25 protein-coding genes and 1 tRNA gene are annotated in these 25,553 nt (G+C 66.4%); 14 read left to right on the forward strand and 12 right to left on the reverse strand.

The genetic code is table 11. From position 1 onward, the window contains the following. Positions 1-3 precede the first annotated feature (3 nt). Together CHB86_RS14025 and CHB86_RS14030 are read left to right on the forward strand one after the other, a co-directional pair. Positions 4-717 (forward strand): cytochrome c biogenesis CcdA family protein, encoded by a 714-nt coding sequence (locus CHB86_RS14025; RefSeq protein WP_089233692.1) that lies wholly within the window; start codon positions 4-6, stop codon positions 715-717. Between the two features lie 15 nt (positions 718-732). Beyond that, positions 733-1,152, forward strand: a complete 420-nt coding sequence (locus tag CHB86_RS14030) for a thioredoxin family protein (RefSeq protein WP_089233693.1) — start codon at positions 733-735, stop codon at positions 1,150-1,152. Here CHB86_RS14030 and CHB86_RS14035 read toward each other — a convergent pair. Continuing rightward, positions 1,149-1,766, reverse strand: coding sequence for a glutathione S-transferase family protein (locus CHB86_RS14035; RefSeq protein ID WP_089233694.1), 618 nt, complete (start codon positions 1,764-1,766; stop codon positions 1,149-1,151). The genes CHB86_RS14030 and CHB86_RS14035 overlap by 4 nt on opposite strands. A gap of 190 nt (positions 1,767-1,956) precedes the next feature. Next, entirely contained in the window at positions 1,957-2,148 is a 192-nt protein-coding gene (locus tag CHB86_RS24220) for a hypothetical protein (protein WP_141134899.1), read from the reverse strand. A gap of 395 nt (positions 2,149-2,543) precedes the next feature. Between CHB86_RS24220 and CHB86_RS14040 the strand changes: the two genes are divergently transcribed. Next, positions 2,544-3,080, forward strand: coding sequence for a hypothetical protein (locus CHB86_RS14040; protein ID WP_176442881.1), 537 nt, complete (start codon positions 2,544-2,546; stop codon positions 3,078-3,080). A gap of 85 nt (positions 3,081-3,165) precedes the next feature. Here CHB86_RS14040 and aroC read toward each other — a convergent pair whose 3' ends face one another. Together aroC and CHB86_RS14050 are read right to left on the reverse strand one after the other, a co-directional pair. Next, complete coding sequence (gene aroC, locus CHB86_RS14045; protein ID WP_089233929.1) at positions 3,166-4,269, reverse strand: chorismate synthase; 1,104 nt, start codon at positions 4,267-4,269, stop codon at positions 3,166-3,168. 120 nt (positions 4,270-4,389) lie between these two features. Further along, a complete protein-coding gene (locus CHB86_RS14050) occupies positions 4,390-5,610 on the reverse strand; it encodes a multidrug effflux MFS transporter (protein ID WP_089233696.1) in 1,221 nt (406 codons plus the stop codon). Positions 5,611-5,747: 137 nt separating this feature from the next. Between CHB86_RS14050 and CHB86_RS14055 the strand changes: the two genes are divergently transcribed. The 3 genes from CHB86_RS14055 (at position 5,748) to CHB86_RS14065 (ending at position 8,273) form a co-directional block, all read left to right on the forward strand. Then, complete coding sequence (locus CHB86_RS14055; protein ID WP_089233697.1) at positions 5,748-6,326, forward strand: TetR/AcrR family transcriptional regulator; 579 nt, start codon at positions 5,748-5,750, stop codon at positions 6,324-6,326. 160 nt (positions 6,327-6,486) lie between these two features. Beyond that, positions 6,487-7,659: a hypothetical protein gene (locus tag CHB86_RS14060; RefSeq protein ID WP_089233698.1), complete on the forward strand. Its 1,173-nt coding sequence runs from the start codon at positions 6,487-6,489 to the stop codon at positions 7,657-7,659. A 26-nt stretch (positions 7,660-7,685) separates the two neighbouring features. Then, positions 7,686-8,273, forward strand: coding sequence for a DUF1349 domain-containing protein (locus CHB86_RS14065; RefSeq protein ID WP_089233699.1), 588 nt, complete (start codon positions 7,686-7,688; stop codon positions 8,271-8,273). Between the two features lie 296 nt (positions 8,274-8,569). Here CHB86_RS14065 and CHB86_RS14075 read toward each other — a convergent pair whose 3' ends face one another. From CHB86_RS14075 to petA, 5 genes are all read right to left on the reverse strand, one after another. Beyond that, on the reverse strand, positions 8,570-9,961 hold the full coding sequence (locus tag CHB86_RS14075) for a hypothetical protein (protein WP_141134900.1): 1,392 nt from the start codon (positions 9,959-9,961) through the stop codon (positions 8,570-8,572). After that, positions 9,954-11,069, reverse strand: a complete 1,116-nt coding sequence (locus CHB86_RS14080; protein ID WP_089233702.1) for a radical SAM protein — start codon at positions 11,067-11,069, stop codon at positions 9,954-9,956. Before CHB86_RS14080 ends, CHB86_RS14075 begins: the two co-directional genes overlap by 8 nt. Before the next feature lie 300 nt (positions 11,070-11,369). Next, positions 11,370-12,158 carry a cytochrome c1 gene (locus CHB86_RS14085; protein ID WP_089233703.1) on the reverse strand — a complete coding sequence of 263 codons (789 nt, stop codon included), beginning with the start codon at positions 12,156-12,158 and terminating at the stop codon, positions 11,370-11,372. 19 nt (positions 12,159-12,177) lie between these two features. Then, positions 12,178-13,515 (reverse strand): cytochrome b, encoded by a 1,338-nt coding sequence (locus CHB86_RS14090; RefSeq protein WP_089233704.1) that lies wholly within the window; start codon positions 13,513-13,515, stop codon positions 12,178-12,180. 15 nt (positions 13,516-13,530) lie between these two features. Continuing rightward, positions 13,531-14,109: a ubiquinol-cytochrome c reductase iron-sulfur subunit gene (gene petA, locus CHB86_RS14095; RefSeq protein WP_089233705.1), complete on the reverse strand. Its 579-nt coding sequence runs from the start codon at positions 14,107-14,109 to the stop codon at positions 13,531-13,533. A 308-nt stretch (positions 14,110-14,417) separates the two neighbouring features. Here petA and CHB86_RS14100 point away from each other — a divergent pair, with 308 nt between their 5' ends. Continuing rightward, a complete protein-coding gene (locus CHB86_RS14100) occupies positions 14,418-15,077 on the forward strand; it encodes an outer membrane protein (protein WP_089233706.1) in 660 nt (219 codons plus the stop codon). Between the two features lie 80 nt (positions 15,078-15,157). Here the strand turns inward: CHB86_RS14100 and CHB86_RS14105 are convergent, their stop codons facing one another. From CHB86_RS14105 to dapF, 3 genes are all read right to left on the reverse strand, one after another. Beyond that, the gene (locus tag CHB86_RS14105) at positions 15,158-15,763 is read right to left on the reverse strand and encodes a glutathione S-transferase (protein ID WP_089233707.1); all 606 of its coding nucleotides are present in this window, start codon (positions 15,761-15,763) and stop codon (positions 15,158-15,160) included. 67 nt (positions 15,764-15,830) lie between these two features. Further along, a complete protein-coding gene (gene mtaB, locus CHB86_RS14110) occupies positions 15,831-17,096 on the reverse strand; it encodes a tRNA (N(6)-L-threonylcarbamoyladenosine(37)-C(2))-methylthiotransferase MtaB (protein WP_089233708.1) in 1,266 nt (421 codons plus the stop codon). Further along, on the reverse strand, positions 17,096-17,935 hold the full coding sequence (dapF, locus tag CHB86_RS14115; RefSeq protein WP_089233930.1) for a diaminopimelate epimerase: 840 nt from the start codon (positions 17,933-17,935) through the stop codon (positions 17,096-17,098). Before dapF ends, mtaB begins: the two co-directional genes overlap by 1 nt. Positions 17,936-18,033: 98 nt before the next feature. On the opposite strand from dapF, the gene CHB86_RS14120 reads away from it, so the two are divergent. The 7 genes from CHB86_RS14120 (at position 18,034) to CHB86_RS14150 (ending at position 25,458) form a co-directional block, all read left to right on the forward strand. Beyond that, positions 18,034-18,109, forward strand: a tRNA-Lys gene (locus CHB86_RS14120). A gap of 351 nt (positions 18,110-18,460) precedes the next feature. Further along, a complete protein-coding gene (locus CHB86_RS14125; protein WP_089233709.1) occupies positions 18,461-19,441 on the forward strand; it encodes a LacI family DNA-binding transcriptional regulator in 981 nt (326 codons plus the stop codon). 124 nt (positions 19,442-19,565) lie between these two features. After that, a complete protein-coding gene (locus CHB86_RS14130; RefSeq protein WP_245837963.1) occupies positions 19,566-20,525 on the forward strand; it encodes a TAXI family TRAP transporter solute-binding subunit in 960 nt (319 codons plus the stop codon). Positions 20,526-20,586: 61 nt separating this feature from the next. Beyond that, on the forward strand, positions 20,587-22,509 hold the full coding sequence (locus CHB86_RS14135; RefSeq protein ID WP_245837965.1) for a TRAP transporter permease: 1,923 nt from the start codon (positions 20,587-20,589) through the stop codon (positions 22,507-22,509). 1 nt (position 22,510) lies between these two features. Further along, on the forward strand, positions 22,511-23,293 hold the full coding sequence (locus CHB86_RS14140; protein ID WP_089233711.1) for an HpcH/HpaI aldolase family protein: 783 nt from the start codon (positions 22,511-22,513) through the stop codon (positions 23,291-23,293). Beyond that, positions 23,290-24,618, forward strand: coding sequence for a histidinol dehydrogenase (gene hisD, locus CHB86_RS14145; RefSeq protein ID WP_089233712.1), 1,329 nt, complete (start codon positions 23,290-23,292; stop codon positions 24,616-24,618). Before CHB86_RS14140 ends, hisD begins: the two co-directional genes overlap by 4 nt. Before the next feature lie 75 nt (positions 24,619-24,693). Further along, positions 24,694-25,458, forward strand: coding sequence for an SDR family NAD(P)-dependent oxidoreductase (locus tag CHB86_RS14150; protein ID WP_089233713.1), 765 nt, complete (start codon positions 24,694-24,696; stop codon positions 25,456-25,458). Positions 25,459-25,553 lie beyond the last annotated feature (95 nt).

A 25,553-nucleotide genomic window follows, 5' to 3' on the forward strand; every position in this document is an offset into this window, starting at 1 on the left:
CCCATGGAAATTCTGCTTGGATATGGCGCGGGGCTGCTGACCCTGATCAACCCCTGCGTGCTGCCGATCCTGCCGATCGTGCTTGCCACGGCGATGCAGGCGAGCCGCTGGGGGCCGGCGGTGCTGGCCGCGGGCATGAGCCTGTCCTTCGTCGTGCTGGGCCTCGGCGTCGCCACCGTGGGGCAGAGCCTCGGGCTTGACGAACAGATCGTGGGGCAGGCGGCGGCGGTGATGATGATCCTGTTCGGGATGGTCCTGCTGGTGCCGCGCTTTTCGGAGAGCTTCGCGACGGCCACCGCGGGCGTGGCCGGCAGCGCCGATGCGCGGATGGAAGATCTCGACCGGTCGGGGCTGCAGGGGCAGTTCCTGGGCGGGATGCTTCTCGGCGCCGTCTGGAGCCCTTGCGTTGGGCCGACGCTCGGCGCCGCGATCTCGCTGGCGTTTTCCGGGGAGAGCCTCGGGCGGGCGGGGGCGATCATGATCGCTTTCGCCGCGGGGGTCTCCACCGTGATCCTGGCGCTCGGTTACGGCGCGCGCTCGGTGATCCGCCGCCGTCAGGACTGGATGCGCAGCATCGCCGGCCGGGCCCGTCCGATTCTCGGCGTGGTCTTCGTCGCCGTCGGGGTCGCGATCCTCTTCAAGCTGCACTACCGGATCGAGGCCTGGCTGATCCAGGTGCTGCCGATCTGGTTGCAGGATCTTTCGGTCGCCCTTTGAGAACAGGAGTTTGACATGGACCGTCGTCGTTTTCTTGCCCTCTCCGCCGCCACGGCCGCGGCGCTGCCCCTTGCCCGGGCCGCGCAGGCCGCGCCGCTGGAGTACAAACCGGGGCTGGTCGAGGAACGTCTGAAGGCCGGGGAGACCGTCTTCCTCGACTTCAAGGCCAGCTGGTGCACGACCTGCGCCGCGCAGGAGCGGGTGCTGGACGCGCTCAAGGCCGGCAACCCGGCCTACGAGCAGGCGATCACCTTCATCAACGTGGACTGGGACGCCTATGGCAAGTCGGACCTCGCGAAATCGCTGAAGATCCCGCGCCGGTCGACGCTGGTCGTGCTGAAGGGCAACAAGGAGCTGGGCCGGATCGTGGCCGACACCTCCAAGGGCGCGATCCAGGGGCTGATGGATACCGCGCTGGCCGCCGCCACGGCCTAGCCCGCAGCGGCTTCCATGATCTTCTGTTCATAGGCGGCGGTGCGCGCCACTGCCGGCCGCGCCGCGCAACGATTCACCCAGTCCCGGACCTTGGGGTCATCGGGGATCGCGTCTGGCATCCAGGCGAAGGTCGAGCCGACCAGCAGGTCGGCTGCGGAGTAGCGCTCGCCGAGCAGCCAGGGCGCATCGGCAAGCGCGGTGCAGAGCCGTTCGGCCATCTCGTCGTAGCCGCGGAAGGTGTTGGCGAGGCCGGGGTGGTCGATCCCGAACATGTGGAAATGCATCACCGGCTCCATGACGCCGCCGTACCAGGCAAGCCAGGAGAGGTAGCTGCCGCGGCCCGGCTGGCCGGGGAGCGGGCCGAGGCCGGCCTCGGGGAAGAGGTCGGTCAGGTAGAGGAAGATCGCCGGGCTTTCGCGGATCACCTCGCCATCGTGGACCAGCGTCGGAACCTTGCCCTCGGGGTGGGGATTGCTCGGGTCGCGCCCGCCGGAGCCGTCGCGGCGCGGGATCTGCACGGTCTTGACTGCGACCTTGTCGAGCGCGCCGAGTTCGTCGACGAGCTGGTAGGCGCGCGTCGCGCGGGATTGGGGGGCATGATAAAGCGTCAGCATGGGGATGGTCTCCTTGTTGCGAAGAGCCTAGCCGATCGCGCGAGTCGTCCGAAGGGGGCGGCTAGATGGCTCCTGACAACCTTGTGTCAGGAGACTGTGCCGTGTGGCTTCGGGCGGATGGAGGCTGTCTGCCCGCGGCGCGACGGGGTCGCGCTCCCCCGAGGATATCCGGCCACAGGCGATGGGGTGGTCAGGGCTGCGGGGCGGTCATGTCGGCCCAAAGGCGATTGATATGGGCCGACCAGTCGCGGGCGCGCATGTAGGTTGAGCCATCGCGGTATCTGGGCAGCTTGAGCCAGGCCACGACACCGGGGGCCACAGGCTGGGCGAGGCCGCACCAGCCGTCGCTGCCGCCAAAGCGGTGGTCGCAGGAGTAACGCACCGGGTTGCCCTCGCCGTCAAATCCGACAGGGGGCCACGGCGCAGGCCGGAGATCTTCACGTTGCGTGTCGGAACAGCTTCTCGGTTCGATGTAGACGTACACGGTTCTGGTGGGTGTCTCGGTGCACCAGATTCGGGATGCCTGATCGGGGCGCCTGTCGCACCACGCCGCCCGGGCGGTCGGCGAAACACATCCGGAGTAGGGAAGGTCGCGGCGATCCGGATTTCGGTGAATCGCAGGGGCGGCAGCGCATGCGGATCGCTGTGGAGGAGGTCGCCGGGGTTTCTCCATGGGGCTGAAAAGCACTCTTCGGACGGCGCGAGGTCGTCGCAGGCAAAGCGGAAAGAGACTTGCGGCGACGCGGGGACATGGATCGGTGTGCTGCCGAAGGTTCCGTGAAAGGTCTGCATCGGGATGGCGGCGAGAAAGGCGGCCTTGACGGCTTGATCGGCGGCGCGATCTGCCTCGCGTTTTTCTTCCCGTGCCTCGGCCTTTGCTCGCCCCGCCTGATATTGCTGGCGGAGGTGAATGGCCACGGCACCATCTGCGGCAAGTATCAGGACGGCGAGAGCGAGGCCGAGGGTGGGCGAACGTTCGTCATGAATGGCGCGGAGCCAGTTGCCGAGGTGGATCGACAGTTGGCAGAAGCCGACAAGAGCGAGGGGGACCAACAGGACGCTGGAGAGCCCGAGCACGGCCAGAAGCGGGTTGTTGTTGGAGTAGACCCCGAAAAACATGCCACCGATGGCGAGCAAGAATGGCGCAGCGAGGCCAGCGACGAGACTGCCCTTCCAGAGTACCACAACGATGGTCAGGACGAGATAGGGCAGCGCGATCCACCGTCCGGTGCGCCAGATCATAGTGCCGCGCGCGGGCCGCATCAGTGCACCCGCGACGAGGCAGGCGGCGAAGAGCAAGGTGAAGAAATGTGAGGGGCCACGGCTGTGTGAGCTGCCGTTGCACGGTGCCATGAAACCCGACTGGGACGCAGTCGGTGCGATGTCGCGGTGTTTTAGCTCAGCCGATCCTGCCGGGGAGGGTTTCGCCCACCTGGCCGCGGTGCAGAAGCAGGTGGTCGAGCAGGACGCAGGCCATCATCGCCTCGCCGACCGGGACGGCGCGGATGCCGACGCAGGGGTCGTGGCGGCCCTTGGTCACGATGGTGGTGTCCTCGCCCGATCTGGAGATGGTCTTGCGCGGGGTGAGGATGGAGGAGGTCGGCTTGACGGCGAAGCGGACGACGATGTCCTGCCCGGTGGAGATGCCGCCGAGGATGCCGCCGGCATGGTTGGAGCTGTAGACCGGACCGTCCGGCCCCATGGCGATCTCGTCGGCATTGGCCTCGCCGGTCAGCATGGCGGCGGCCATGCCTTCGCCGATCTCCACGCCCTTGACCGCGTTGATCGACATGCATGCGGCGGCGAGGTCGGTGTCGAGCTTGCCGTAGACCGGGGCGCCGAGGCCCACGGGCACGCCCGAGGCGCGCAGCTCGATCATGGCGCCGACGGAGGAGCCGGCCTTGCGGATCCCGTCGAGATAGCTCGACCAGTCCTCCACCGCGCCCGCATCGGGCAGGAAGAACGGGTTGTTGGCGATCTCTTCGAGGTCGAAGCGGCTGCGGTCGATGGTCTGCGTTCCCATCTGGACCATGTAGCCCGCGATCCTGAGGTCGGGGGCCAGCGTGGCGAGCGCGGCGCGGGCGATGCCGCCGGCGGCGACGCGGGCGGCCGTCTCGCGGGCCGAGGAGCGCCCGCCGCCGCGGTAGTCGCGGACGCCGTATTTCTGCCAATAGGTGATGTCGGCGTGGCCGGGGCGGAACTTCTCGGCGATGTCGCCGTAATCCTTCGACCGCTGGTCGGTGTTGCGGATCATCAGCTGGATCGGGGTGCCGGTGGTCACGCCCTCGAAGGTGCCGGAGAGGATCTCGACCTCGTCGGCCTCGCGTCGCTGGGTGGTGAAGCGGGAGGTGCCGGGCTTGCGCTGGTCGAGCCAGACCTGCAGCGCCTCGGCCGAGACCGGCACGCCCGGCGGGCAGCCGTCGACAGTGGCGCCGAGCGCGGGGCCGTGGCTTTCGCCCCAGGTGGTGACGCGAAACAGGTGACCGAAGGTGTTGAGGCTCATGCGCATTCCCTTTCCGACGTGGGTAGCGATTAGCCGTTGGGGCGCGGAAAGCCAAGCGCAGGCTGGGGCGCTGCGCGAAGGCCCGGGGGCGTTGCCCCCGGGTCTCCGGGATATCTGGGGTCAGGCGCCTTCAGGTCGAGCCTGGCCCAGCGGGAGCCGTTGCGTGCCGGCAAGGGACAGCAGGGCCGCCAGAAGCGCGGGAAGCAGCAGGCCGAGGGTCATCGGCAGCGGCGTCGCAGAGCCGCCGAGCGCCACGCAGGACGAGACGGTGAAGGCGATGCCGAACTGGATCGCGCCCAGAAGGGCAGAGCCCATGCCCGCGCCGCCCTTCGCCGAGGCCATGGTGATCGCCATCGCGTTGGCGGAGAGCAGACCCACCATGCCGATGGCCAGCCACAGGGGGATGACGAAGAGCCAGAGCGTCTGGGTGCCGGAGATCAGCGCCAGGGCGAGCGTTACGAGGACCTGCACCGGCAGGCCGCGGCTCAGGATCTCGGCCGGAGTGAAGCGGTTGAGCAGCCAGCTGTTGATACGCCCGAAGAGGACAAGAGCGGCGGCGACGCATGCGAAAACCAGCCCGTAATGGAGTGGGCTCAGGCCGAAGACGCCCTGGAACACGCCCGAGGACCCGGTGATGAAGGCGAACATGCCACCCTGCACGAGGCCCGCGATCAGTGCCGGGACGAGGAAGGCACGGCGCGACAACAGGGTCCTGGCCGTCCCGATACCGCTTTGGAACGGGCGGCTGGCGCGATTGGCGGCCGGTAGGGTTTCCGGCAGGACCAGAAGCGACAGCGGCAGGGCAATGGCGCCCACCAGCGCCATGGTGACGAAGATCGAGCGCCACCCGAAGGCCTCGAGCAGCAGGCTTCCCAGGGTCGGCGAGACGATCGGGCCGATGGTCAGCAGCATGACCAGCACGGTCATCACCTTTGCGGCGCGCTGTCCCTGGTAGAGGTCCGTCACCATCGCGCGGCCGACGACCATCCCGGCGCTGGCGCCCATCGCCTGGATCAGGCGCAGGGTGTTGAAGAACGTGATGTCGTCCACCAGCGGGAGGGCGATCGAGGTCGCGGTGAAGACTGCGGTTCCCACCAGCAGCGGCAGCTTGCGGCCGAGGCTGTCGATCAGCGGGCCGAGCACGAGCTGGCCGACGCAGAGGCCGAGGAAGAACAGCGAGAGCGACAGTTCGGCGGCCGAGTGGGAGGCGTTCATCGCCCTGGCCAGATCGCCCATGGCGGCGAGGTACATGTCGGTTGCAAGGGGCGGGAAGATCGAGAGTATGCCGAGCACGGCGGTGATCGCGGCGGCGTGCTTCGGGCCGATGGAGCTAGGGTGCATGACGTATCCTGCGGAGGGGGAGGAGCCCGGTTTCACACGGGCGAAAGAATTGTTAGACTCGAGTCCAGGATGACTTAGTGGACGCCAGTCCACAAAACAAGCTGCGGCCTGTGTGCAGGGAGTGAGAGGAGATGTGCATGGATGAGAGGACGAAGCCGGTCGGTCGGCCGCCGAACGCGGCCACCAGCGCGGCGTTGAAGGAGGCGGCGCTGAGGCTGATGCGGGAGTACGGCTACCGGAAGGTCTCGATCGCGGACATTGCAAGCGCGGCCGGCGTGGCGCGGCAGACGCTGTACAACCGCTGGAAGACCAAGGCCGACCTTGTGCTCGAGGCGGTGTTCGAGGAGACGGCGCTGGTTGCCGCCGAGCCGGATGCGGCGGGCGAGGAGAGTTGCCGCGTGCAGCTGGAGACGTTCCTGTCGAACGTGTTCCGCCATCTGGACCGCGACGGGGACGCCATGCGATCTCTGATCGCGGCGGCGCAGGAGGACGAGTCCTTTCAGGAGGAGTTCCGGACGCGGTTCATCCTGCCGCGGGAGGAGATGGTGACCGGCCTTCTGCGCCGGGCGCAGGAGCGCGGCGAGATCGGGCGGAACCGTGACCCCGAGTTCCTTTCGACGCTGATCCATGGCGCAATGTGGTATCGGATGCTGAACGGGCAGGTCGTGGATGCGGCCTTCGCCCATGACATCGTCGAGGAGGTCTTCCGGTCCTGAGTGCTTCACGGGGTGGCCGGCCAGTTCGTCCATCAAAGGGCGAGTCCGGACGTCCGGAGGTCGACTTGCCGGCTGGTGCTCTATACCAAGTTCTCGCGGCGCCCCCGCGAGCCGCGGAACCGGGCCGAAAGAGCCGTCAGACAGCGCAGAGGGAACCAGTGTGACCATCATTTCTGCCGCCAACGGGCAGACATCGGATCGTTGGCTGCGCGGCGCCGTTGTCGGGCTTCTGGCGATCAGCCTGATCCTCTCGCTCCGGAACCTGTGGATCGACTACCGTGCGGGCGGCGATCCGTTCCGGCAGGGCGACTGGCTGATCAACAGCGCCGCGGGCTTCGTCCGGCGGAGCCTGCCGGGGGACCTTGTGCTTGCGCTCTCCGACCGGACTGGATGGTCGCCGCTGACCCTCCTGACTGCCTTTCAGGCGGCGCTTCTGGTGGTGCTCTATTCACAGATCGCCCGGCTCCTGAGCGAGATCCCGGCGCGGGTTGCGTTCCTCTTTGCCTTCTGCCCGGGCTTCGTGCTGGTGTTCTGGGCCGCCGATCCGATGGGGACGGTCCGCAAGGAGATGCTCGTCTTCCTGGCGCTGTGCCTCTGCGCGCTGGGGGTCATCCGCGACAGCCGGGCGCGGCTTTTGGCGGGCAGTCTGGTCTTCGTTGCCGGCGTGCTTGCGCATGAGGCGATGATCCTGTTCGCGCCGGCATTGGCCGCGATCTACTACCTCGGCTGGAAGCGCAGCCCGGGGCGGCCTGCCGACGCGCTGCTGGCCGTCGGGACGTTTGGCGCCGCCGCCGCGATCTTCCTCATCGCCTTGAAGCACGGGCAGGTCCCGGAACCGGAGCTCGTGTGCCAGGCCCTGATCGACCGGGGGATGTCCGACCAGGTCTGCGCCGGGGCGATCAAGTGGCTCGGGGTGGATTCTGCGGTCGCGCTGAATGCCGTGCAGACGGTGCTGAGCTTCGACAGGGCCGCGACCGGGTTCTCCATGGGCCTGTTCCTCGCGCTTTGCCCGTTGTTCTACCTGGCGTCACGGACCGATCGCCCCGGGGCAGCGGCGATCGCGATCGTCCTGCTGGCCCTGCCATTTCTGCCCCTCTTTCTCGTCGCGATCGACTGGGGGCGGTGGGTGTCGTTTCACGTGTTCACGGTTGTCGTCCTCGGCAGCCTCGCCTTCCGGCTGAAGCTCGTCTCCCTGCAAAAGGACCTCGGCCTTTTGCCGCTCGTCATCTTTGCGGTGACCGCGCTGTGCTTTTCGCCACTGACGATGGTGGGCCTGAACTATGGCGGGCTGGTGCGGCGGCTGGTGCTGGACGTATCCTCCCTCCTGCCCTGAGGAGGCATCGCACAGAGGAGGCCGGGATGACGGATCGATTGGTGGATTTCCGCGAGGGGCATTGGCTGAACAGGCCCGACGTGCTGGCGCAGAAGGCGCGCGAGCTGCGGCTGCGAACGGGCGAGGGCGGCGATTTCTGGCGGGAGACGCATTACGGCTTCGTCCATCACAATGGCCATGCGCTGCTTCATGACATGCCGGAGCGGTTTGCGGCGGAGCTACGGTTCGAGGGCCGGTTTGCGGCGAAATACGAGCAGGCCGGTCTGCTGCTGTGGGAAAGTGAGACACGCTGGATCAAGGCCGGGGTCGAGTATGCCGACGGGCGGCCGAACCTTGCCGTTGTGGTCACCGACGGGCGCTCGGACTGGTCGATGGCGCCGGCCGATCCGGGGGTGACGGAGTGGCGCCTGCGGATGACGGTGACAGGTGCGGCGGTGATCGTGCATGCACGCGGGGCGGAGGGCTGGCAGATCCTGCGGGTCTCGGGGTTCACGCCGCGGGGCGCGGTGCGGCTTGGGCCGATGGCGTGCTCGCCGCTCGGCGTGGGGCTCGAGGTCTGTTTTCGCGACATGACCGTCGCCCCGGTGCCGGAGGACCCGCTCTACCTCGGCTGAGGCGGCGTGCGTCTCTGTTGATCGAGGCGTGGGAGCCGACGAATTCGCCGCCGAAGCGTTCGGTGGCGCGCCCCTGGGCGGTTTCGGTGAGGATGCGGTGCCCCTGTCTGGAGATGGAAAATGCCGCTCCAGCCATCCCGCGACAGGTCGGAGAGCGGCGCCCGCGGGGCGAAGCTGTCGGGGAACATGTCGTCACTGGTGGCCGGGCAGCAGGCCGCGCGGGGGCCGGCGAGCGCATCTTACGGTCCGACAATCCGGGGGGCAAAAACGCCCTGCATGGGCACCGGCGCTTCTGGCTAGCCGTCGATCCAACCGAGCGCTTTGAAGAAATCCGAGACCGCCGCTTCAAGGATGTTCTTTTCAGCCAGCCAGGGCAGGATTCCATGTGCGCCATGGTCGTGGCGCACCACGTGAAGATGCGGATAGTCGGCGAGATGTTCGATCTGTCGGCGGTCGAACTCGCTCTGTTCCGGGAGATGGGCCCAGAGCAGCACCGATTTGCCCTGCAGGAAGGGCTTTGCATCGTAGATGCCGGGGGGAAGGTGGCGGTATTCCCGCGCCGCGGCGCGGGCGGCGCGCGGGTTGGGCTCCTCGTCCGGATCCGGAAAATGCGTGACGGCCGGCATCAGGAAGGCACCATCGGCATCGATCGCGGCGGCGCCGATGGTGGCGGCCAGCGTGCTGCCGGAACTGCCCGCGGTGGCGATGCGGCGGATGCCGACGGCCTCGAGCGCCCTGGCGAGGGCCTTCGTCGTCTCTTCCGGCCGGCCCTTCCAGGGACCCAGACCGGTGAGGTTGCGGTCCAGCCGGCGGCTCAGAAGGACCTGCCCGATGCCGAGCCGGTCGCATTCTGCGATGACGCGGGCCCACGCCTTGGCATTCTTGACGGACTGCGGGCCGACAAACAGGACCAGCGCGGTGTCCGACGTGCCGGGGCGATAGATGATGTCGCCCTCGAGCAGACGCCAGCCGTCGATCTGATCGCTTTCGCCGTTGAGCAGTTCCTTCCCGATCTGGCCAAGCCGCACCGCCGTCTGAAACATCTCCGATGCGTTTTCCGGCAACCAGTCGGGATCGGCGTCGGCTCCTTCAAGCGCAAAGGTGATCTCACGAATGACATGGTCGTGGTCCGTTCCGGCATACCGTTCCCGAAACCGCTTCAGAACCTCTTTTGCCTCTTCACGGCGTCGGTCGTGGGCAAGGCTCTTGCAATGCGCGGCGTAGAACGTCGGATCGTCCGTCGCTTGCGATGCAAAGGCGTCGAGGGCCTCGGAGAGCGTGTCGAACTGCTTGAGGTCAAGGAGGCGCGTGATCAGGTTGACCCGCCGCTGGCCGGTGACCTGATCACCGGCAAGGATCCTGCGGATCGCTTGCGCTTCCTCTTCCTGAAGTCCAAGTCGCTGGAGCCACTGCAGATCCGCGAGCCCGAGGATCTCCGGGAAGTGCCTTGCAACGCGGATGCGCGTCGCGTCGGCCTTGTCCTGGTCTTCCGCCTTGCGCGCGAAGGAGAGCACATGGCGCGGGAGGTTGGGCCGTTCCTCGAGCAGCGGCTTGCCGCCTTCGAGGCAGAGGTCGAGCAGCTTGGCGGGGTCCTCGGTCCGCTTGGTCCGGGCGATCAGCTTCATGAGCGGGCCTTGCGCCTCAGCGGTCTGCGACGCCGGCCTTTCAGCAGTGTGTTCGTCAGGCATCGACCAGCTCCGCGCACCAGTCAGGGGTGTAGATGTAGATCCCGAACAATTGCTGGCAGATGTCGAGCCAGTTCGCGAAGGCGTCTCGGGAGGCGAGGTCGGGCGTGCGGAGGCTCAGCCGGCTGGCCAACCCACCGGAATAGAGCCGGCAGGTGCTGCAATCGACATCGCTGGTGCAGCACTTGGCGTTTTCCAACGGATTGAGGTCGGGCCCGGTCAGGGAGAGCGAGCCGCCGATGCGGGACAGGCAATGCGGCGCGTCCCCGTTCTCGTCCAGCTCGTAACGCGGGGCCGGATCGGTGATCCAGTCGTTGTAGGCCCGCGAATAGACGAGGGTGTCGGGGAAGGCATCGATCAGCTCCGCGGCGCGCCGACGTGCCCTGCCGAGCGAGGCCGCGTCCCAGTTCAGGTTGTCGCTCTGGCTGCTCCTGCGGAAGAACTCGGAGGTGCTGGTGTCGAGCCCGGCCAGGCGATTGCGATAGGTGTTTGTGGGGCTGTACATGTTGAAGGTCATCTTCAGCCCCGCGTCCCGGACACGTTCGAGCGCCCGCTCGGCGTCGTCGATGTTGCGCGGGCTCAGCGTGTAGACGAACAGGACGCGGTCGGCCTCGCCGGCATAGTTCGCCAGCGCCTTGCTGAAGGCGTCCGCGCCCCGGTAGGCGGTGTCCAGCTCCGGCGCGCCCCAGACCGAGATATGCAGCTTGAAGGGAATTGCGCGGTCGATCTTGCGGATGCCGTTGGTGCCGATCAGGCCGCGCCGGACGTGGCGCGCGGCGATCTCGAGACGTTCCGGCACCATCGAGGGCTCGGCTCCGACAAGGTACAGGAACCGCGTGCCCCTGGCCGCGAGATCGGCGAAGAACGCGTCCCACTCGGCCGGGCTGCGAACGTCCGGGGTCTTGTCGTAGCCGCCGTCGAAGTAATAGCAGCCCTCGCAGCGGAGATTGCAGCGGGTGGTCATCTCGACATAGGCGGCGCGTGCAAGAACCAGCGCCTTGCGGCGGTTCTGCCGGTAGATCGGTTCGAAGTCGGGATGTGCGACCAGGAAATCCCTGATTTCGGCGCGAGAAGCTTGCGGCCCCACCGTTTCTGCTCGGTGACTGTTCATTCTGTCTCCTGACCGCGCCAGTCTTCTCGTCGGAAGTTTCGCAAGGTTAACGCCAAGCTGATCGGTTGTTAACGTATGAGCCGGGGTGCCGCATCAAAAGATTGCGACGCTTTCGGCAAACCTCGCCGGTTCTTCGCCCGTTGCTCGGCGTAGCGGCAGGGTTGGCTGTGCGTCGCCCGCCATTGTCGCGCGGTCTGCGTCGCCGCTGACAGCCCAAAAGCAAACGCCCCGCCGGGGATGGCGGGGCGCTTTTCGTGTCGACCTGGCGGTGAGGCGGGCCCTGGTGGGCGGCGCTCTCCGTCAGCTTTCCTTGGCGGCCTTCTTGACCGGTTTCCAGAGCCGCTTGTTGGTGGCGTAGAGCAGCACCGTCAGGATGGTGAGGAACACCACGCCGACGAAGCCGGCCTGCTTGCGCGCCATCATCTTGGGCTCGGCGGTCCACATCAGGAAGGCGGCGACGTCCTCGGCCTCGTGGTGCAGGCTGTTGGAATGGCCGTCGGCATATTCCACGTCCTCGCCGTAGAGCGGCGGGGCCATCGAGATCCAGCCGCCGGGGAAGGCGGTGTTCTCGTAGAAGATGCTGCCTGCTTCCTCTTTCTCCTTGCCGGTGTAGCCGGTCAGGAGGGAGGCGATGTATTCCGCGCCGCCCATGCCGTTGAAGAGCTGGCTCAGGCCGGTGCCGTACGGGCCGTGGAAGCCGGCGCGGGCCTTTGCCATCAGGCTGAGGTCCGGTGCGCCGACGGCGTCGTTGGCCGGGAAGTGGTCGGTCGGAACCCGCGGGCGGAAGTCGTCCAGCTCGGCATCGAAGATCTCGAACTGGCTGGAATAGGCGCGGATCTGATCCTCGGGCATGGCTGGGCCGCCCTCGTCGGACAGGGTGCGCAGCGGCACGTACTGCAGGCCGTGGCAGGCGGCGCAGATCTCGGTGTAGACCTGCAGGCCGCGCTGGAGCTGCATCTGGTCATAGCGCCCGAAGGGACCCTCGAAGGAGAAGTCCACATCGTGCACGTGGCCGCCTTCACCGGCCGCCATGGCGGCGCCGGTGAGGGCCAGGGTTGCGGCCGCGGTGAGTGCGATTTTCCTGATCATGTCGGAAAGATCCTTTCTGTCACTCGGCCGGGGTGGCCGCGGCGTCGCCCGAGGGCTTGCCATAGTGGGCATTGAAGTCGGCCTCGATGGTCTCGGGCTGCGGCGCGGGCTTCTCGAGCACGCCCAGCAGCGGCAGGATCACCAGGAAGAACGCGAACCAGTAGGTCGCCCCGGCCAGCGCGATGTAGGGGTAGATCCCCTCGGCCGGCATGGCGCCAACCCAGGTGAGCACCACGAAATCGACGCAGTAGATCGCGAACCACCACTTGAAGGTCGGGCGGTAGCGGCCGGAACGGACCGACGAGGTGTCGAGCCAGGGCACCAGCGCCCAGACGATGATCGCGCCGAACATCGCGATGACGCCGAAGAACTTCGCGTCGACGATGCCAAACGTGATCCAGTTGGTGAACATCACGATCCAGACGTCGGCGGTGAAGGCGCGCAGGATCGCGTAGAACGGCAGGAAGTACCATTCGGGCACGATGTGCGCCGGCGTCGCCAGCGGGTTGGCCTCGATGTAGTTGTCCGGGTGGCCGAGGTAGTTCGGCATGAAGCCGACGACCGCGAAGAACACCACGAGGATCAGCGCCAGGGCGAAGAAATCCTTGATCACGAAGTAGGGCCAGAAGGGCAGGGTGTCCTTCTTGGCGATTTCCTTGCTCTCGCGGCGGACGTCGACGCCGGTCGGGTTGTTGTTGCCGGTGGTGTGGAAGGCCCAGATGTGGACGATCGTCAGGCCGGCAATGATGAACGGCAGCAGGTAGTGCAGCGAGAAGAAGCGGTTCAGCGTCGCGTTGTCCACCGCCGGTCCGCCCAGCAGCCAGGTCTGGATCGGCTCGCCGATGAACGGGATCGCGCCGAACAGGCCGGTGATCACGGTCGCACCCCAGAAGGACATCTGGCCCCAGGGCAGCACGTAGCCCATGAAGGCGGTGCCCATCATCAGCACGTAGATCAGGATACCGATGATCCAGGTGATCTCGCGCGGGGTCTTGTACGAGCCGTAGTAGAGGCCGCGGAAGATGTGCAGGTAGACGGCGAGGAAGAACAGCGAGGCGCCGTTCATGTGCAGGTAGCGCAGGAAGTGGCCGCCGTTCACGTTGCGCATGATGTGCTCGATCGAGGCGAAGGCCAGGTCGACATGCGGGGTGTAATGCATCACCAGGATAATGCCGGTCACGATCTGAAGACCGAGGCAGAAGGCGAGCACGATGCCCCAGATCCACATCCAGTTCAGGTTCTTGGGCGTGGGGATCATCAGGGTGTCATAGACGAGGCCGATGATGCCGAGACGGTTGTTGACCCATTTCTCGGCACCGGTCTTCGGCTCGTAGTGGTCGTGGGGAATTCCAGCCATGTGTCCTTCCTCTCCTTAACCGAGCTGAATGGTTGTGTCGTCGAAGAACGCCGCGGTCGGGACCGGCAGGTTCTCGGGCGCGGGGCCCTTCCGGATGCGTCCGGCGGTGTCGTAGTGCGAGCCGTGGCAGGGGCAGAACCAACCGCCGATGCCGCCGGGCCCGACATAATCGCCCGCGTCGTTGAGCGGCACGCAGCCGAGGTGGGTGCACACGCCCATCATCACCAGCCATTCGCCGGCCTCGTCGAGGGTCCGGTTTTCGTCGGCGCCGTCGGCGCCGGCGGTGATGTTCGCGTTGCGGGCGTCGTTGTCCGGCAGCGAGGCGGGATCGACGGAGCGGGCGTCTTCGATCTCTTCCGCCGAGCGACGGCGCAGGAAGACCGGCTTGCCGCGCCACTTGACGGTGATCTGGGTGCCGACCTCGATGGAACTTGTGTCGACGAGGATGGAGCTGAGCGCCTGCACGTCGGCCGAAGGATTCATCTGATTGATCAGAGGCCAGACGGCAGCGCCGGTGGCCACGACGCCGGCGCCGGCGGTGGCATAGTAGAGGAAGTCGCGACGGGTGCCGTCGTGGTCTTCAGCTTGGGACACGAGGGATCTCCCTTTCCTGGCATGGCATGCGTCAAACGGATACCTGGTCACGCCGTGGCGCAACCGGTCTGCACTGCTAACTAGAGGGATGGCTCTGCCCCGTCCAGCCACCAAACGGGCGCAGGTGCGGCGCGGTGTCGCAAATGGATTGAAATATTGCACAGAAACCATGTGTCGCTGCGTCGCGGCATGGATCGGACGCTGCCGTGCAGCGATGCACCGCCGGCGAGCCAAAGGATTCGGAATGTGCTGGCACGGCGGTGTCGCTGTGTTATTGCGGGGGCAACCCGTTCAAAGGAGACATTGAGATGTTCCGTTTCTCCGTTGTCGCGCTCTCGACCACCGCGGCGATCGCCCTTGCCGTTCCCGCCGCCGCAGAGATCGAGCTGAGCTTCTACACCGGCATCCAGGATGCCCCGCACTCGCGGGTGAAGGGGGATGACGGCGACGAGGATTTCAACTTCCTGGTCGACTGGGAAGGCAAGTCCGGCGCGATGCCGCCCTATTACGGGTTCCGCGCCACCTGGTGGCAGAGCGCCAACCTCGGCTACGGCCTCGAGTTCAACCACGCCAAGGTCTATGCCTCCGACGACGACCGCGAGGAGCATGGCTTCTCCGACCTCGAGCTGACCGACGGCCTGAACCTGTTCACCGCCAACGTCTTCTATCGCTGGCCGGGCCAGTGGGCCTCGGGCCGGCTGACGCCCTATGTCGGCGGCGGTGTCGGCTTTGCCATGCCGCATGTGGACGTGGAACGCGGGCAGAGCGACACGTTCGAATACCAGGTGACCGGGCCGGCGGCGATCGTCGTGGCGGGGGCAAGCTGGGCGTTCAACGAGACCTGGGCGGTCTTCGGCGAGTACAAGGGCTCCTGGTCCTCGCACGACATCGAGCTGGACAATGGCGGCCAGCTCGAGACGGACATCATCACCAACGCCTTCAACATCGGCGTGAGCTACAGCTTCTGAGCCTTGCGCAGTGAAGCGGGGCCGGCGGCCCCGCTGCCTCCGGCGGGGGTATTTTCCGCCAAGAAGATGAGAGCTCGCGCCTAGAGCGGGGGCCGGGTGGCCTGCATCGCGGGCCGGGCGGCGAAGGCGGCTTCCCATTTCGCGAGCCCGTCGCGGCCCGCGCGCCAGTCGCGCCCGCCGTGCCGGAAGTCGAGGTAGCCGAGGGCGCAGGCCGTGGCGATCTGGCCCATGTCGAGCGGCCCGGCGAGGTGGCTGGTCCACCGGGTTTCCAGCACGTCCAGCGCACGGGCGATCTTGGCCCATTGGCCCTCGACCCAGAAGTCGTGGATCTTCTCCTCCGGCCGGCAGCGTGATTCGTAGACCATCAGAACCGCGGCTTCGGTGATTCCGTCGGCGAGCGCTTCCAGCGTCAGCACTTCCCAGATCCGTTGTTCGGGATAGAGCCTGGCGCCTCCGCGGGTGTCGAGGAAGCGGCAGATCACCCGGCTGTCGAAGAGCGCGGGCCCCTCGTCGCGCACCAGGGTCGGGATCTTGCCCAGCGGGTTCCAGGAGACCGGCATCGAGCCCTTGTCGATCGGCGTGCCGGCGGCGGGGACGATCTCCACGTCGTCGAGCTGGCCGGTCTCGTGCAGGGTGACCATGACCTTGCGGACGAACGGCGATGTAGGGCTGTGGTAGAGTTGCAAGGCGGGTCTCCCTCGGCTGGCTGCGCCGCCGATCATAGGCGGGGCGGGGCGCGCAGGGGAAGGGCCGTCAGGCGACGAGCTGGGTCGCGGTGTGGCCGGAGATCCGGGCCTCGACGATCTGGCTTTCCGGCTGGTCGGCAGAAAAGGTCACTTCGGTGAACTGCTCCGTGCGGCCCATGCGCGGATTCTCCATCAGGACGCGGTGGCTGCGCCCGACCTGCAGGCCGAGGTGACGGGCGACCTGGGCGTCGCCGGCGGCGCGCAGGCGGGCGGCGCGGTCGCGAATGGCGGTGCCATGGACCTGCGGCATGCGCGCGGCGGGCGTTCCCTTGCGCGGGCTGTACGGGAAAACGTGCAGCCAGGTGAGGTCGCATTCCTCGACCAGCCGCAGCGAGTTTTCGAACATCGCCTCGGTCTCGGTCGGGAAGCCGGCAATGATGTCGGCGCCGAAGGTCATGTCCGGGCGCAGGCGGCGTGCCTCCTCGCAGAAGGCGATCGCGTCTTCGCGGGCGTGGCGGCGCTTCATGCGCTTGAGGATCAAGTTGTCGCCGGCCTGAAGCGACAGGTGCAGATGCGGCATCAGACGCGGCTCGGTGGCGATAGCCTGCATCAGCGCGTCGTCGGCCTCGATCGAATCGATCGACGAGATCCGCAGGCGGGGCAAGTCGGGCACCAGCTTGAGGATGCGCATCACCAGATCGCCGAGGCGGGGCGCGGCCGGCAGGTCGGCACCCCAGGAGGTGAGGTCGACGCCGGTGAGCACGACCTCGTTGTAGCCGCGGTCGACCAGCCGCTTGATCTGGTCCACGACGACGCCGGCGGGCACTGAGCGGGAATTGCCCCGGCCGAAGGGGATGATGCAGAAGGTGCAGCGGTGATCGCAGCCGTTCTGCACCTGGACATAGGCGCGCGAGCGGGTGCCGAACCCGTCGATCAGGTGGCCTGCGGTCTCGGTCACCGACATGATGTCGTCGACCTGCACCTTCTCGGTGTCGCCAACGAAATCCGGTCCGGCCATGCGAGCCCAGGTGGCGGGCTGCATTTTCTCGGTGTTGCCGATGACGCGGTCGACCTCGGACATGGCGGCGAAGGTCTCGGGCTCGGTCTGCGCGGCGCAGCCGGTGACGACGAGCGTGGCGTCGGGGTGGTCGCGGCGCAGGCGGCGGATTTCCTGCCGGGCCTTGCGGACGGCTTCGGCGGTGACGGCGCAGGTGTTGACGACGACGGTCTCGCCCAAGCCGGCCTGCGCGGCCAGCTCTTTCATCGCCTCGGTTTCGTAGGCGTTGAGCCGACAGCCGAGCGTGGCGAAGACGGGGGGCTTTGCGGTGCTCATCAGGCGGTCTCGCCGAGGAAGGCGGGGGTGAAGACGCCGTCGAAGACATGCGCGGTGGGGCCGGTCATGTGCACGCCGTCCTCGCGCCAGTCGATGTGGATCGTGCCGCCGTCGAGGTCGATGCGCACGCTGCGCCCGGTCAGCCCGCGACGGGCGGCGGCGACGGCCGTGGCGCAGGAAGACGAACCGGAGGCCAGGGTGATTCCCGTGCCGCGCTCCCAGACCCGCATCCGCAGGTGGTCCTTGCCGATCAGATGCGCGACCTGCACGTTGGTGCGCTCGGGGAAGAGCGGGTGGTGCTCATATGCGGGGCCGAAGCTGGCGAGGTCCACGGCCTCGGCATCCTCGACGAAGAAGGTGCAGTGCGGGTTGCCCATGCCGGTCGCCGTCGGCGCGCCGGGAATCGGAAGCTCCAGCGTCTCCATCGCATCGGCCAGCGGCACGTCGGCCCAGTCGAGCAGGGGTTGGCCCATGTTGACACGGGTCAGCCCGTTGCCCGCGTCGGCGCAGGCGAGCAGCCCGCGATCGGTGCGCAGCGTAAGGCTGGAGCGGCCGGTCTCGTTCATCAGGTGCCGCGCGACGCAGCGGGTGGCGTTGCCGCAGGCACCGGAGAGCGATCCGTCGGCGTTGTAGAAGACAAGGCGCGCGTCGGCGTCCGGGTCGGTCTCGATCACCGCGAGCTGGTCGAATCCCACGCCCCGATGGCGGTCGCCGATGCGGCGGACCGAATCTTCCGAGAGCACGGCGCCGCCGCCCCGCCGGTCGATGACCACGAAGTCGTTGCCTAGCCCGTGCATTTTCATGAAGGGCAGCGGAGAGGAGGAGCCTGTGTCGCGCATGATGGCCGCGATATACGCGGCCTTGCGGAAGTTTTGAAGAGGCGGAACTTTTTTGCTTGACCCCACCGCCGAGGTTTCCTAATCACCGGGCCTCGGATGGGCCGTTAGCTCAGTTGGTAGAGCAACTGACTTTTAATCAGTGGGTCACAGGTTCGAATCCTGTACGGCTCACCATCCTTCACATAGTGCTGCCTCGTACGGGTGGTTGGGATATGTGACGAACCCTTCAGGTGGGTTCGCCGCGTTCTGGCTACCGTTTGATCTCGAGATCAGGTTCTCGCAGGATGAGTCCGGGGAGCGCCGGGCTCCGATGCGTCGGTGACCCGTTTCCTCCGTATCCTGTCGCTCCTCCCCCCTTTCCGGAAATGCGCCTGGCATCGGAGCTCGGTTCGGATCAGTGCTCCGCGAACAGTTCTCTCGGGTATTGGGACGGCCTGGTCGCAAGGGCTTTGATCGTGGCGCGTCTGTTGTGCCCTGCCAGGCGATCTGCTATCCCGATTTCATGAAAATTTCAGCGCCCATTCGATGAAGGTTTCGGCGAAACAGGTTGCGCTCCGCTGTCAGACTTCGACAGCGGCGGTTTCGCGCGCGTTCAGGCCCGATGCGCCGATTGCCTCGGACTTGCGGGCGCGCATTCTGGAGGCGGCGCGTGAGATGGGGTACGTGCCGCCGCGTGTACGAGCGCCGCAAAAGGTTCGGAACCGCATGATCTCGCTCGTCGTCGGCGATATCACCAACCCTTTCTACCCTACGATCCTCGAGCGTTTCGCGACCGAATTCGCCGCCGTCGGGTATGACTTGCTGGTCCACACGGTCCCCAAGGACGCCACCGTGGATTCCGTGATGCCTCAGGTGTTCCGCGTTCAATCGGATGCCGTCGTGGTCACGTCCGCCAACATGTCCTCGAGGCTCGCCAGGGAGTGCCAGGCGCGCGGCATTCCGGTGGTGTTGTTCAATCGTGTGCAGGCCGATGCCAGCCTCAGCGCGGTTTGCGCCGACAATTACAACGGTGGACGGGTGATCGCGGAACACTTGAAAAACAAGGGGTGTGAACGGCTCGCTTTCATCGGCGGCATCAAGGACACGTCGACCCATCTCGAAAGACGGCGCGGTTTCTACGATGCGCTGGAAGGAGCAGGTCTCGACGTGGCATACGAGGGGACAGGAAACTACGACTATACGAAATCCCTGGAGTTCGCCGACCTGTTGTTTCGGGATGCACGGCGGCCGGACGGCGTGTTCTGCGCCAATGACATCACGGCGATCGCGGCAATCGATTCGGCCAAGTCGGCTGGGCTCCTGCCTGGAAAAGACGTCGCGATCGTCGGGTTCGACGATGTGCCGATGGCGTCTTGGTCCTCCTACCGTTTGACCACGGTCCGCCAGAAGATCGGGGCCATGATCCGCAACACGCTCGGGTTGATAGAGGATTCGCTCGCGGACCCGGACAGCGCCGGCACCGTGCGCATGATCCGTGGTGAGTTGATTGTTCGGGACAGTGGCTAGGCGTATGAAAATTTCATTCGCGTCTGCAGAAAAATTGCACTGATCATCGGAACTGGTAGTCCCACTCCCAATGACGTCCAAGCCTGTTTCAACGGTCGGGACGTCGATTTCGGAGGAGACGCCTGTGACTACATTCATCAAAACCGCCACCCTGGGTCTGGCTGTTGCGCTCGCGCCGATCGCGGCGGCTGCCGAAGAGCGGCTGGCATTCGGATCGACCAATGCCCAGAGCGCGCATTACGCGTATTTCGCGGCGATCGCGAAGGTCGTGAACAACGCCAACGAGGACTACCAGGCCTCGGTCGTCGAAACCGGCGCGACGGTCGACAACCTCAAGCGCATGGCGCGCGGCCAGCTCGATATCGGCCTGATCACCACCAGCGCGCTGTATCACGCCAACGAAGGCATCAAGACCTTTGACGGCACCCCGATCGACTCCAAGCTTCTCTGGGCCTATTCGCTGGCGCCGCAGAACGTCGTTGTGCGCAGGGATGCAGGCGTCGACGCGATCGCGGAACTCGACGGCAAGCGTTTCGGTCCCGGCCAGCGCGGCAGCTCGACCGAGGCAACCTCGCAGGACGTGATGAGCACGCTCGGAATCGAGCCCGACTGGGTGCGCGGGTCCAACGGTGAACTGGCCGCCGCGATCAAGGACGACCGGGCCATAGGCTTCATCAAATCGGCTGTCGGAACCAAGTTCGACGCCCTGACCACGGATATCGCCACCTTTACCCCGGTTCAGGTGCTCGGCCTGACCGAGGAGCAGACGGCGAAGATCCGTTCCGAACTGCCTGAGCTGTCGGTCGTCGAGATGCCCGGCGGCGAGATGGAGAACTCCGGCCCCTACACGACCTGGGGCTTCATGATCGGCGTCTCCGCCCGCCCCGACCTGCCGGAAGATACCGCCTACAACATCGTCAAGGCGGTGATGGAGGACACGACCGAGCAGGCAACGGCCTTCCCCAATGTCGCCGGTCAGAACCTGGCGGAGCTGACGCTGCAATACGCGACATCCAAGCTGCACCCGGGTGCGATCCGCTACTTCGAGGAAATCGGCCTGACCGTGCCGGACACCCTCAAGTAACCCGACATGACTCCTGCCGGTCCACAAGCCGGCAGGGGTCCGATCCTTGGGAGGACAAATCATGGCCAACATGTCCGACATGGCGGCAGAAGCCACGGCCCCGATGTCCCGGTGGGAGCTGGCCACCGCAACGCTGGCAGTGGGCATCGGGCTTTTCGTTTTCTACACCTCTTTCTTCGGCGCCTTCGAGACGCTGATCCAACGCGCCGTCTTCGTGGCGCTGATCACCTGCCTCGGCGTGTTGCTGTTCCCGCTGGGAGCGGGGAAGAGCTGGCGCCCGATCGGGGCCGTTCTCGACTTCGCCGCCGCTGCGTTCGTCGCGATCTCCGCCGGTTATATCGTGGTCCATTTCGAGCGGATCATGGTCGACCTTCCCTTCGCGGAGGATATCGACGTCGTGCTCGGCTTCGGCACGTTGCTGATCATCCTGGAGATGGCGCGTCGCAGCGCGTCCTTTGTCTTTCCGCTGATCGTTGCCACCGTCGTGCTCTACGCCTTGTTCGGCGACCGGATCTCCGGGCCGTTCGGCCATCGCGGATTCGATATCTACTACCTCTCCGAGGTCATCTTCCTGTCCGACCGCGGGCTCTGGGGGATGCTCGTGTCGATCGCCTCGACCACGCTAGCCGCCTTCATCCTGTTCGGCGCGCTGCTGCTGCATACGGGTGCGGGGCAGACCTTCTTCGATCTCAGCGCGCGGGCGGGTGGCAAAAGCCCGGGCGGCGCGGCCAAGATCGCGACCATCGCCTCCGGCCTGTTCGGCTCGATCTCGGGCTCCTCGGTCGCCAATATCGCGACGACCGGCAACTTCACCATCCCTCTGATGAAGCGCCTGCGCTACCCGGCCCCCTTTGCCGGAGCGGTCGAGGCGGTTGCCTCCACAGGTGGCCAACTGGCGCCGCCGATCATGGGCACGGCCGCCTTCGTCATGGCCGAACTGGTGGGCGTGAACTACTGGACCATCGCGGTTGTCGCGTTCCTGCCGGCCATCCTGTTCTATCTCGGGGTCTTCTCGACAGTGCACCTGATTGCGCGCCGCACGAGCCTCGGGGCGGTAGACCAGGGGGAATTGCCCGACTGGCACGATGCACTGAACTGGCGGCGCATGGGGCCGATCCTTGCCGGTGTGGCCGGCCTTGCGTTCGGTATCGTCAACGGCAATTCGATCCAGCTGACGGCCTGCTACGGCATGATCGGCATCGTCGGAGCCTATGCGGTTGCCACGCTCACATCGGGCGGATCGCTCAAGGAGATCGTTTTCACGCTGCTTCGCGCGCTGGAGGACGGCGGCAAGGGCGTCGTGATCGTCGGAATCCTCCTGGTTGCGGCACAGGTCTTCGTGGCAATCGTGAACCTCACGGGTGTCGGGGTCGCCGTGACCTCCTCGATCCTGGAGCTGGCCAACGGGAACCTGGTCGTCATCGCGCTGATCATGGCGGGCGTCTGCCTGATTGCCGGCATGGGGCTGCCGACGTCCGCCGCCTATGTGCTGGTCGCCGCGGTCTTCGCGCCGGTGCTGATCCAGCAGGGTCTGGACCCGGTCACCGTGCACCTCTTCGTGCTCTACTATGCCGTGCTTTCCGTCATCACGCCGCCGGTCTGCGTCGCCGTCTTCGTGGCTGCGACCGTGGCAAAGACGAACTGGATGGAGGTTGCCGGTCAATCGCTGCGCCTCGGCGGAACGGCCTACGCCATTCCGATGCTGATGCTCATCTATCCCGGTCTGCTGTTGCAGGGGTCCGCGGTGGAGATCGCGATGGCCATCCTGTCCGGGGTCGGCTTCACGCTCGCCGTTGCCGCGTTCTTTGCCGCGCAACCGATCTTCCACCGCCATTCCTGGGTCCTGTGGCTCGTTCCGGTGGTCCTGCTCCTGATCCCGCAATGGCCTGCGACCATCGCCGGTGTGCTGGTGCTCGTGATGTTCTGGCTGCTCTCCCGCGGCCAGAAGCCCCAACCCGTCCCGATCCCCGTTTCGGAGACCTGAGATGACCGTCAATTCGGACTTCAAGGCCCGGCTCTCCGCCGGACAGGAGATGCTCGGCGTCTTCGTGAAGACCCCGCAGCCGATCATCATCGAGATCCTCGGCCAGAGCGGCCTGGATTTCATGGTGATCGACGCAGAACACGCCCCGTTCGACCGCGAGGCGATCGATACGGCCATGATCGCCGGTCGGGCCGCAGGTTGCCCGATCCTGGTGCGGGTGCCGAAGGGGGACCCCGAGACGATCCTCGGAGTGCTCGACAGCGGCGCAGCGGGGGTCATGGTGCCCCATGTCTGTACGGCCGAACAGGCGGCGGCGCTGGCGAAGGCCGTGCGCTACGGACCCGGCGGACGGGGCTTTGCAGGCACGACCCGCGCGGCGGACTACGCCCGGCGGGGGTTGCAGGAGCATTTCGACCGGACGGCCGGGGAGGTCTCGCTGATCTGCCAGATCGAGGACCCGGAGGGGTATGAAAACTTCCGGTCCATCGCTTCTGTCGACGGCGTGGACGCCCTGTTCGTGGGGCGCGCGGATCTCTCCGTGTCCTACGGGCTGCGGGATTTCTTCGCGCGTGAAACCGCCGACCGCTGCGCCGAGATCCTCGGAGCCAAGGGCGCGGCGACCGGCCTCTATTGTGCACCGAACGAAGACGTAGCGCCGTGGCGGCGGGCTGGCGGCAGCCTGTTCGTGATCGGCTCTGACCACACATTGATGACCCGGGGCGTCGCGCAGATGCGCGAAGCGGTTTTCGGGTCTGCGACCTCATCGAAAGGATCTGCAAGATGACCATCGAGTATCTCAAGCGCGGCAAGCCTGAAGCCGACCGGGCGGAAGACGACGCCAGGACACGCGCGGTTGTGGAGGCGACGCTCAAGGATATCGAGGCGCGGGGCGATGCGGCGGTGCGCGAGCTGTCGGAAAAGTTCGACAGCTACTCGCCGCCGTCTTTCCGGCTTTCCGACGCGGAGATCGAGGAGATCATCGCCAAGGTTTCGGATCGCGAGATGGCGGACATTCGTTTCGCAAACGAACAGGTCCGCAAGTTCGCCCAGGCACAGCGGGATTCGATGCTGGATGTCGAGGTCGAGACGCTGCCGGGTGTGATCCTCGGCCACAAGAACATCCCCGTGCAATCGGTCGGCTGCTACGTGCCGGGCGGCAAGTTCCCCATGGTCGCCTCCGCGCACATGTCGGTTGCGACGGCGTCGGTGGCCGGCGTGCCGCGCATCATCGCCTGTACCCCGCCCTTCAACGGAGAGCCGAACCCGGCGGTGATCGCGGCGATGCATATCGGCGGCGCGCACGAAATCTATGTTCTCGGCGGAATCCAGGCGATCGGCGCAATGGCGATCGGGACCGAGACGATCGATCCGGTTCACCTGCTGGTCGGCCCGGGAAATGCCTTTGTCGCCGAGGCGAAGCGCCAGCTTTTCGGGCGCGTCGGTATCGACCTCTTTGCCGGCCCGACGGAGACCATGGTGATCGCCGACGATACCGTCGATGCCGAGCTCTGTGCGACGGACCTGCTTGGGCAGGCCGAGCATGGCTACAACTCGCCGGCCGTGCTGGTGACGAACTCGCGCAAGCTGGCGGAAGCCACGCTCGCGGAGGTCGACCGGCTGCTTGAGATCCTGCCGACGGCCAACACAGCGAAGGTGAGCTGGGAGGATTACGGCGAGGTCATCCTGTGCGGCACCTATGACGAGATGCTGGCCGTGGCCGACGACATCGCCTCCGAGCACGTCCAGGTGATGACGGACCGCGACGACTGGTTCCTGGAGAAGATGACCTGCTACGGCGCCCTGTTCCTCGGCCCGCGGACCAACGTGGCCAACGGCGACAAGGTGATCGGCACCAACCACACCTTGCCGACCAAGAAAGCGGGTCGCTATACCGGCGGGCTCTGGGTCGGCAAATATCTCAAGACGCACAGCTACCAGAAGGTCCTGACGGACGAGGCGGCGACGATGATCGGCGAATACGGCTCGCGGCTGTGCATGCTGGAAGGCTTCGTTGGCCATGCCGAGCAATGCAACGTTCGGGTGCGTCGCTACGGGGGCATCAACGTGCCCTACGGCGAAGCCGCGCCCTACCGCGAAGCCGCGGAGTGAGATCCAGATGCCGGCCCGGCCTGACGGGAGCCGGCCCGGCATCGAACCCTACGCTGACAGGAACGGGACGGCTTGATGCGACTACCCAGAACTCCAAGTTTCCGGCTGGACGGAAGAACTGCGCTCGTCACGGGGGCATCCTCGGGGATCGGGCTGGGATGCGCGGCGGCGCTGGCGCAGGCGGGGGCGCATGTCGTTTGCGCGGCGCGGGGAGCCGGGCGCCTGCAGGAGGTCGTCGACGCCTTGCGCGAGGATGGCTGCTCCGCAGAGGCGCAGGTCCTCGACGTCTCCAGTCCGGAGGTGTTGGACGCGGTGTTTTCGGAGCGCGCGGCGTTTGACATCGTCGTCAACTCCGCCGGTCTCGCCCGGCATGCGCCCGCGTTGCAAACCAGCGCCGCCGATTACGATGCGGTGATGGCAACCAACCTGCGCGCCGCGCATTTCCTCTCCGCCGCCGCGGCCCGTGCGATGATCGCGGCGGGCAAGCCGGGTTCGATCATCCATATCTCCAGCCAGATGGGCCATGTCGGTGGCATCGAACGTACCGTCTATGCGGCGAGCAAGCATGGGTTGGAGGGCATGGTGAAATCCATGGCCATTGAATGGGGCCAGCATGGCATCCGGATCAACACGCTCTGCCCGACCTTCATCAGGACGCCACTTGCCGCCCAGACCCTGGAGAACCCCGAGCGCAGCGCCTGGATCGAAGACAAGATCAAGCTCGGGCGCGTTGGCGAGATCGAGGACATAATGGGCGGCGTCGTCTTCCTGGCATCGGATGCGGCCTCGATGGTGACCGGCACGGCGCTGCTGATCGACGGCGGATGGACAGCCGATTGACGGTCGCCGCTGATCGATGTGCGGTATGGCCGTGACACGGAAGGAGCGACATGGCGCGCCGTCCGTGGTTGTTGGTTGAGGTTGCGCCTCTGCGC

The organism is Tropicimonas sediminicola (assembly GCF_900188335.1).
GTDB lineage: Bacteria > Pseudomonadota > Alphaproteobacteria > Rhodobacterales > Rhodobacteraceae > Tropicimonas > Tropicimonas sediminicola.

What these genes read in the sequence shown, in the direction of transcription:
- aroC (WP_089233929.1), bottom strand. Translation starts at nt 4,269, where the DNA reads ATGAGCCTCAACACCTTCGGTCACCTGTTTCGCGTCACCACCTGGGGC.
- CHB86_RS14065 (WP_089233699.1), top strand. Translation starts at nt 7,686, where the DNA reads ATGACGGATCGATTGGTGGATTTCCGCGAGGGGCATTGGCTGAACAGG.
- CHB86_RS14085 (WP_089233703.1), bottom strand. Translation starts at nt 12,158, where the DNA reads ATGATCAGGAAAATCGCACTCACCGCGGCCGCAACCCTGGCCCTCACC.
- CHB86_RS14100 (WP_089233706.1), top strand. Translation starts at nt 14,418, where the DNA reads ATGTTCCGTTTCTCCGTTGTCGCGCTCTCGACCACCGCGGCGATCGCC.
- CHB86_RS14135 (WP_245837965.1), top strand. Translation starts at nt 20,587, where the DNA reads ATGGCCAACATGTCCGACATGGCGGCAGAAGCCACGGCCCCGATGTCC.
- CHB86_RS14075 (WP_141134900.1), bottom strand. Translation starts at nt 9,961, where the DNA reads ATGCCTGACGAACACACTGCTGAAAGGCCGGCGTCGCAGACCGCTGAG.
- CHB86_RS14030 (WP_089233693.1), top strand. Translation starts at nt 733, where the DNA reads ATGGACCGTCGTCGTTTTCTTGCCCTCTCCGCCGCCACGGCCGCGGCG.
- CHB86_RS14035 (WP_089233694.1), bottom strand. Translation starts at nt 1,766, where the DNA reads ATGCTGACGCTTTATCATGCCCCCCAATCCCGCGCGACGCGCGCCTAC.
- hisD (WP_089233712.1), top strand. Translation starts at nt 23,290, where the DNA reads ATGACCATCGAGTATCTCAAGCGCGGCAAGCCTGAAGCCGACCGGGCG.
- mtaB (WP_089233708.1), bottom strand. Translation starts at nt 17,096, where the DNA reads ATGAGCACCGCAAAGCCCCCCGTCTTCGCCACGCTCGGCTGTCGGCTC.
- CHB86_RS14025 (WP_089233692.1), top strand. Translation starts at nt 4, where the DNA reads ATGGAAATTCTGCTTGGATATGGCGCGGGGCTGCTGACCCTGATCAAC.
- CHB86_RS14150 (WP_089233713.1), top strand. Translation starts at nt 24,694, where the DNA reads ATGCGACTACCCAGAACTCCAAGTTTCCGGCTGGACGGAAGAACTGCG.
- CHB86_RS14125 (WP_089233709.1), top strand. Translation starts at nt 18,461, where the DNA reads ATGAAGGTTTCGGCGAAACAGGTTGCGCTCCGCTGTCAGACTTCGACA.
- CHB86_RS14050 (WP_089233696.1), bottom strand. Translation starts at nt 5,610, where the DNA reads ATGCACCCTAGCTCCATCGGCCCGAAGCACGCCGCCGCGATCACCGCC.
- CHB86_RS14140 (WP_089233711.1), top strand. Translation starts at nt 22,511, where the DNA reads ATGACCGTCAATTCGGACTTCAAGGCCCGGCTCTCCGCCGGACAGGAG.
- CHB86_RS14090 (WP_089233704.1), bottom strand. Translation starts at nt 13,515, where the DNA reads ATGGCTGGAATTCCCCACGACCACTACGAGCCGAAGACCGGTGCCGAG.
- CHB86_RS14055 (WP_089233697.1), top strand. Translation starts at nt 5,748, where the DNA reads ATGGATGAGAGGACGAAGCCGGTCGGTCGGCCGCCGAACGCGGCCACC.
- dapF (WP_089233930.1), bottom strand. Translation starts at nt 17,935, where the DNA reads ATGCGCGACACAGGCTCCTCCTCTCCGCTGCCCTTCATGAAAATGCAC.
- CHB86_RS14080 (WP_089233702.1), bottom strand. Translation starts at nt 11,069, where the DNA reads ATGAACAGTCACCGAGCAGAAACGGTGGGGCCGCAAGCTTCTCGCGCC.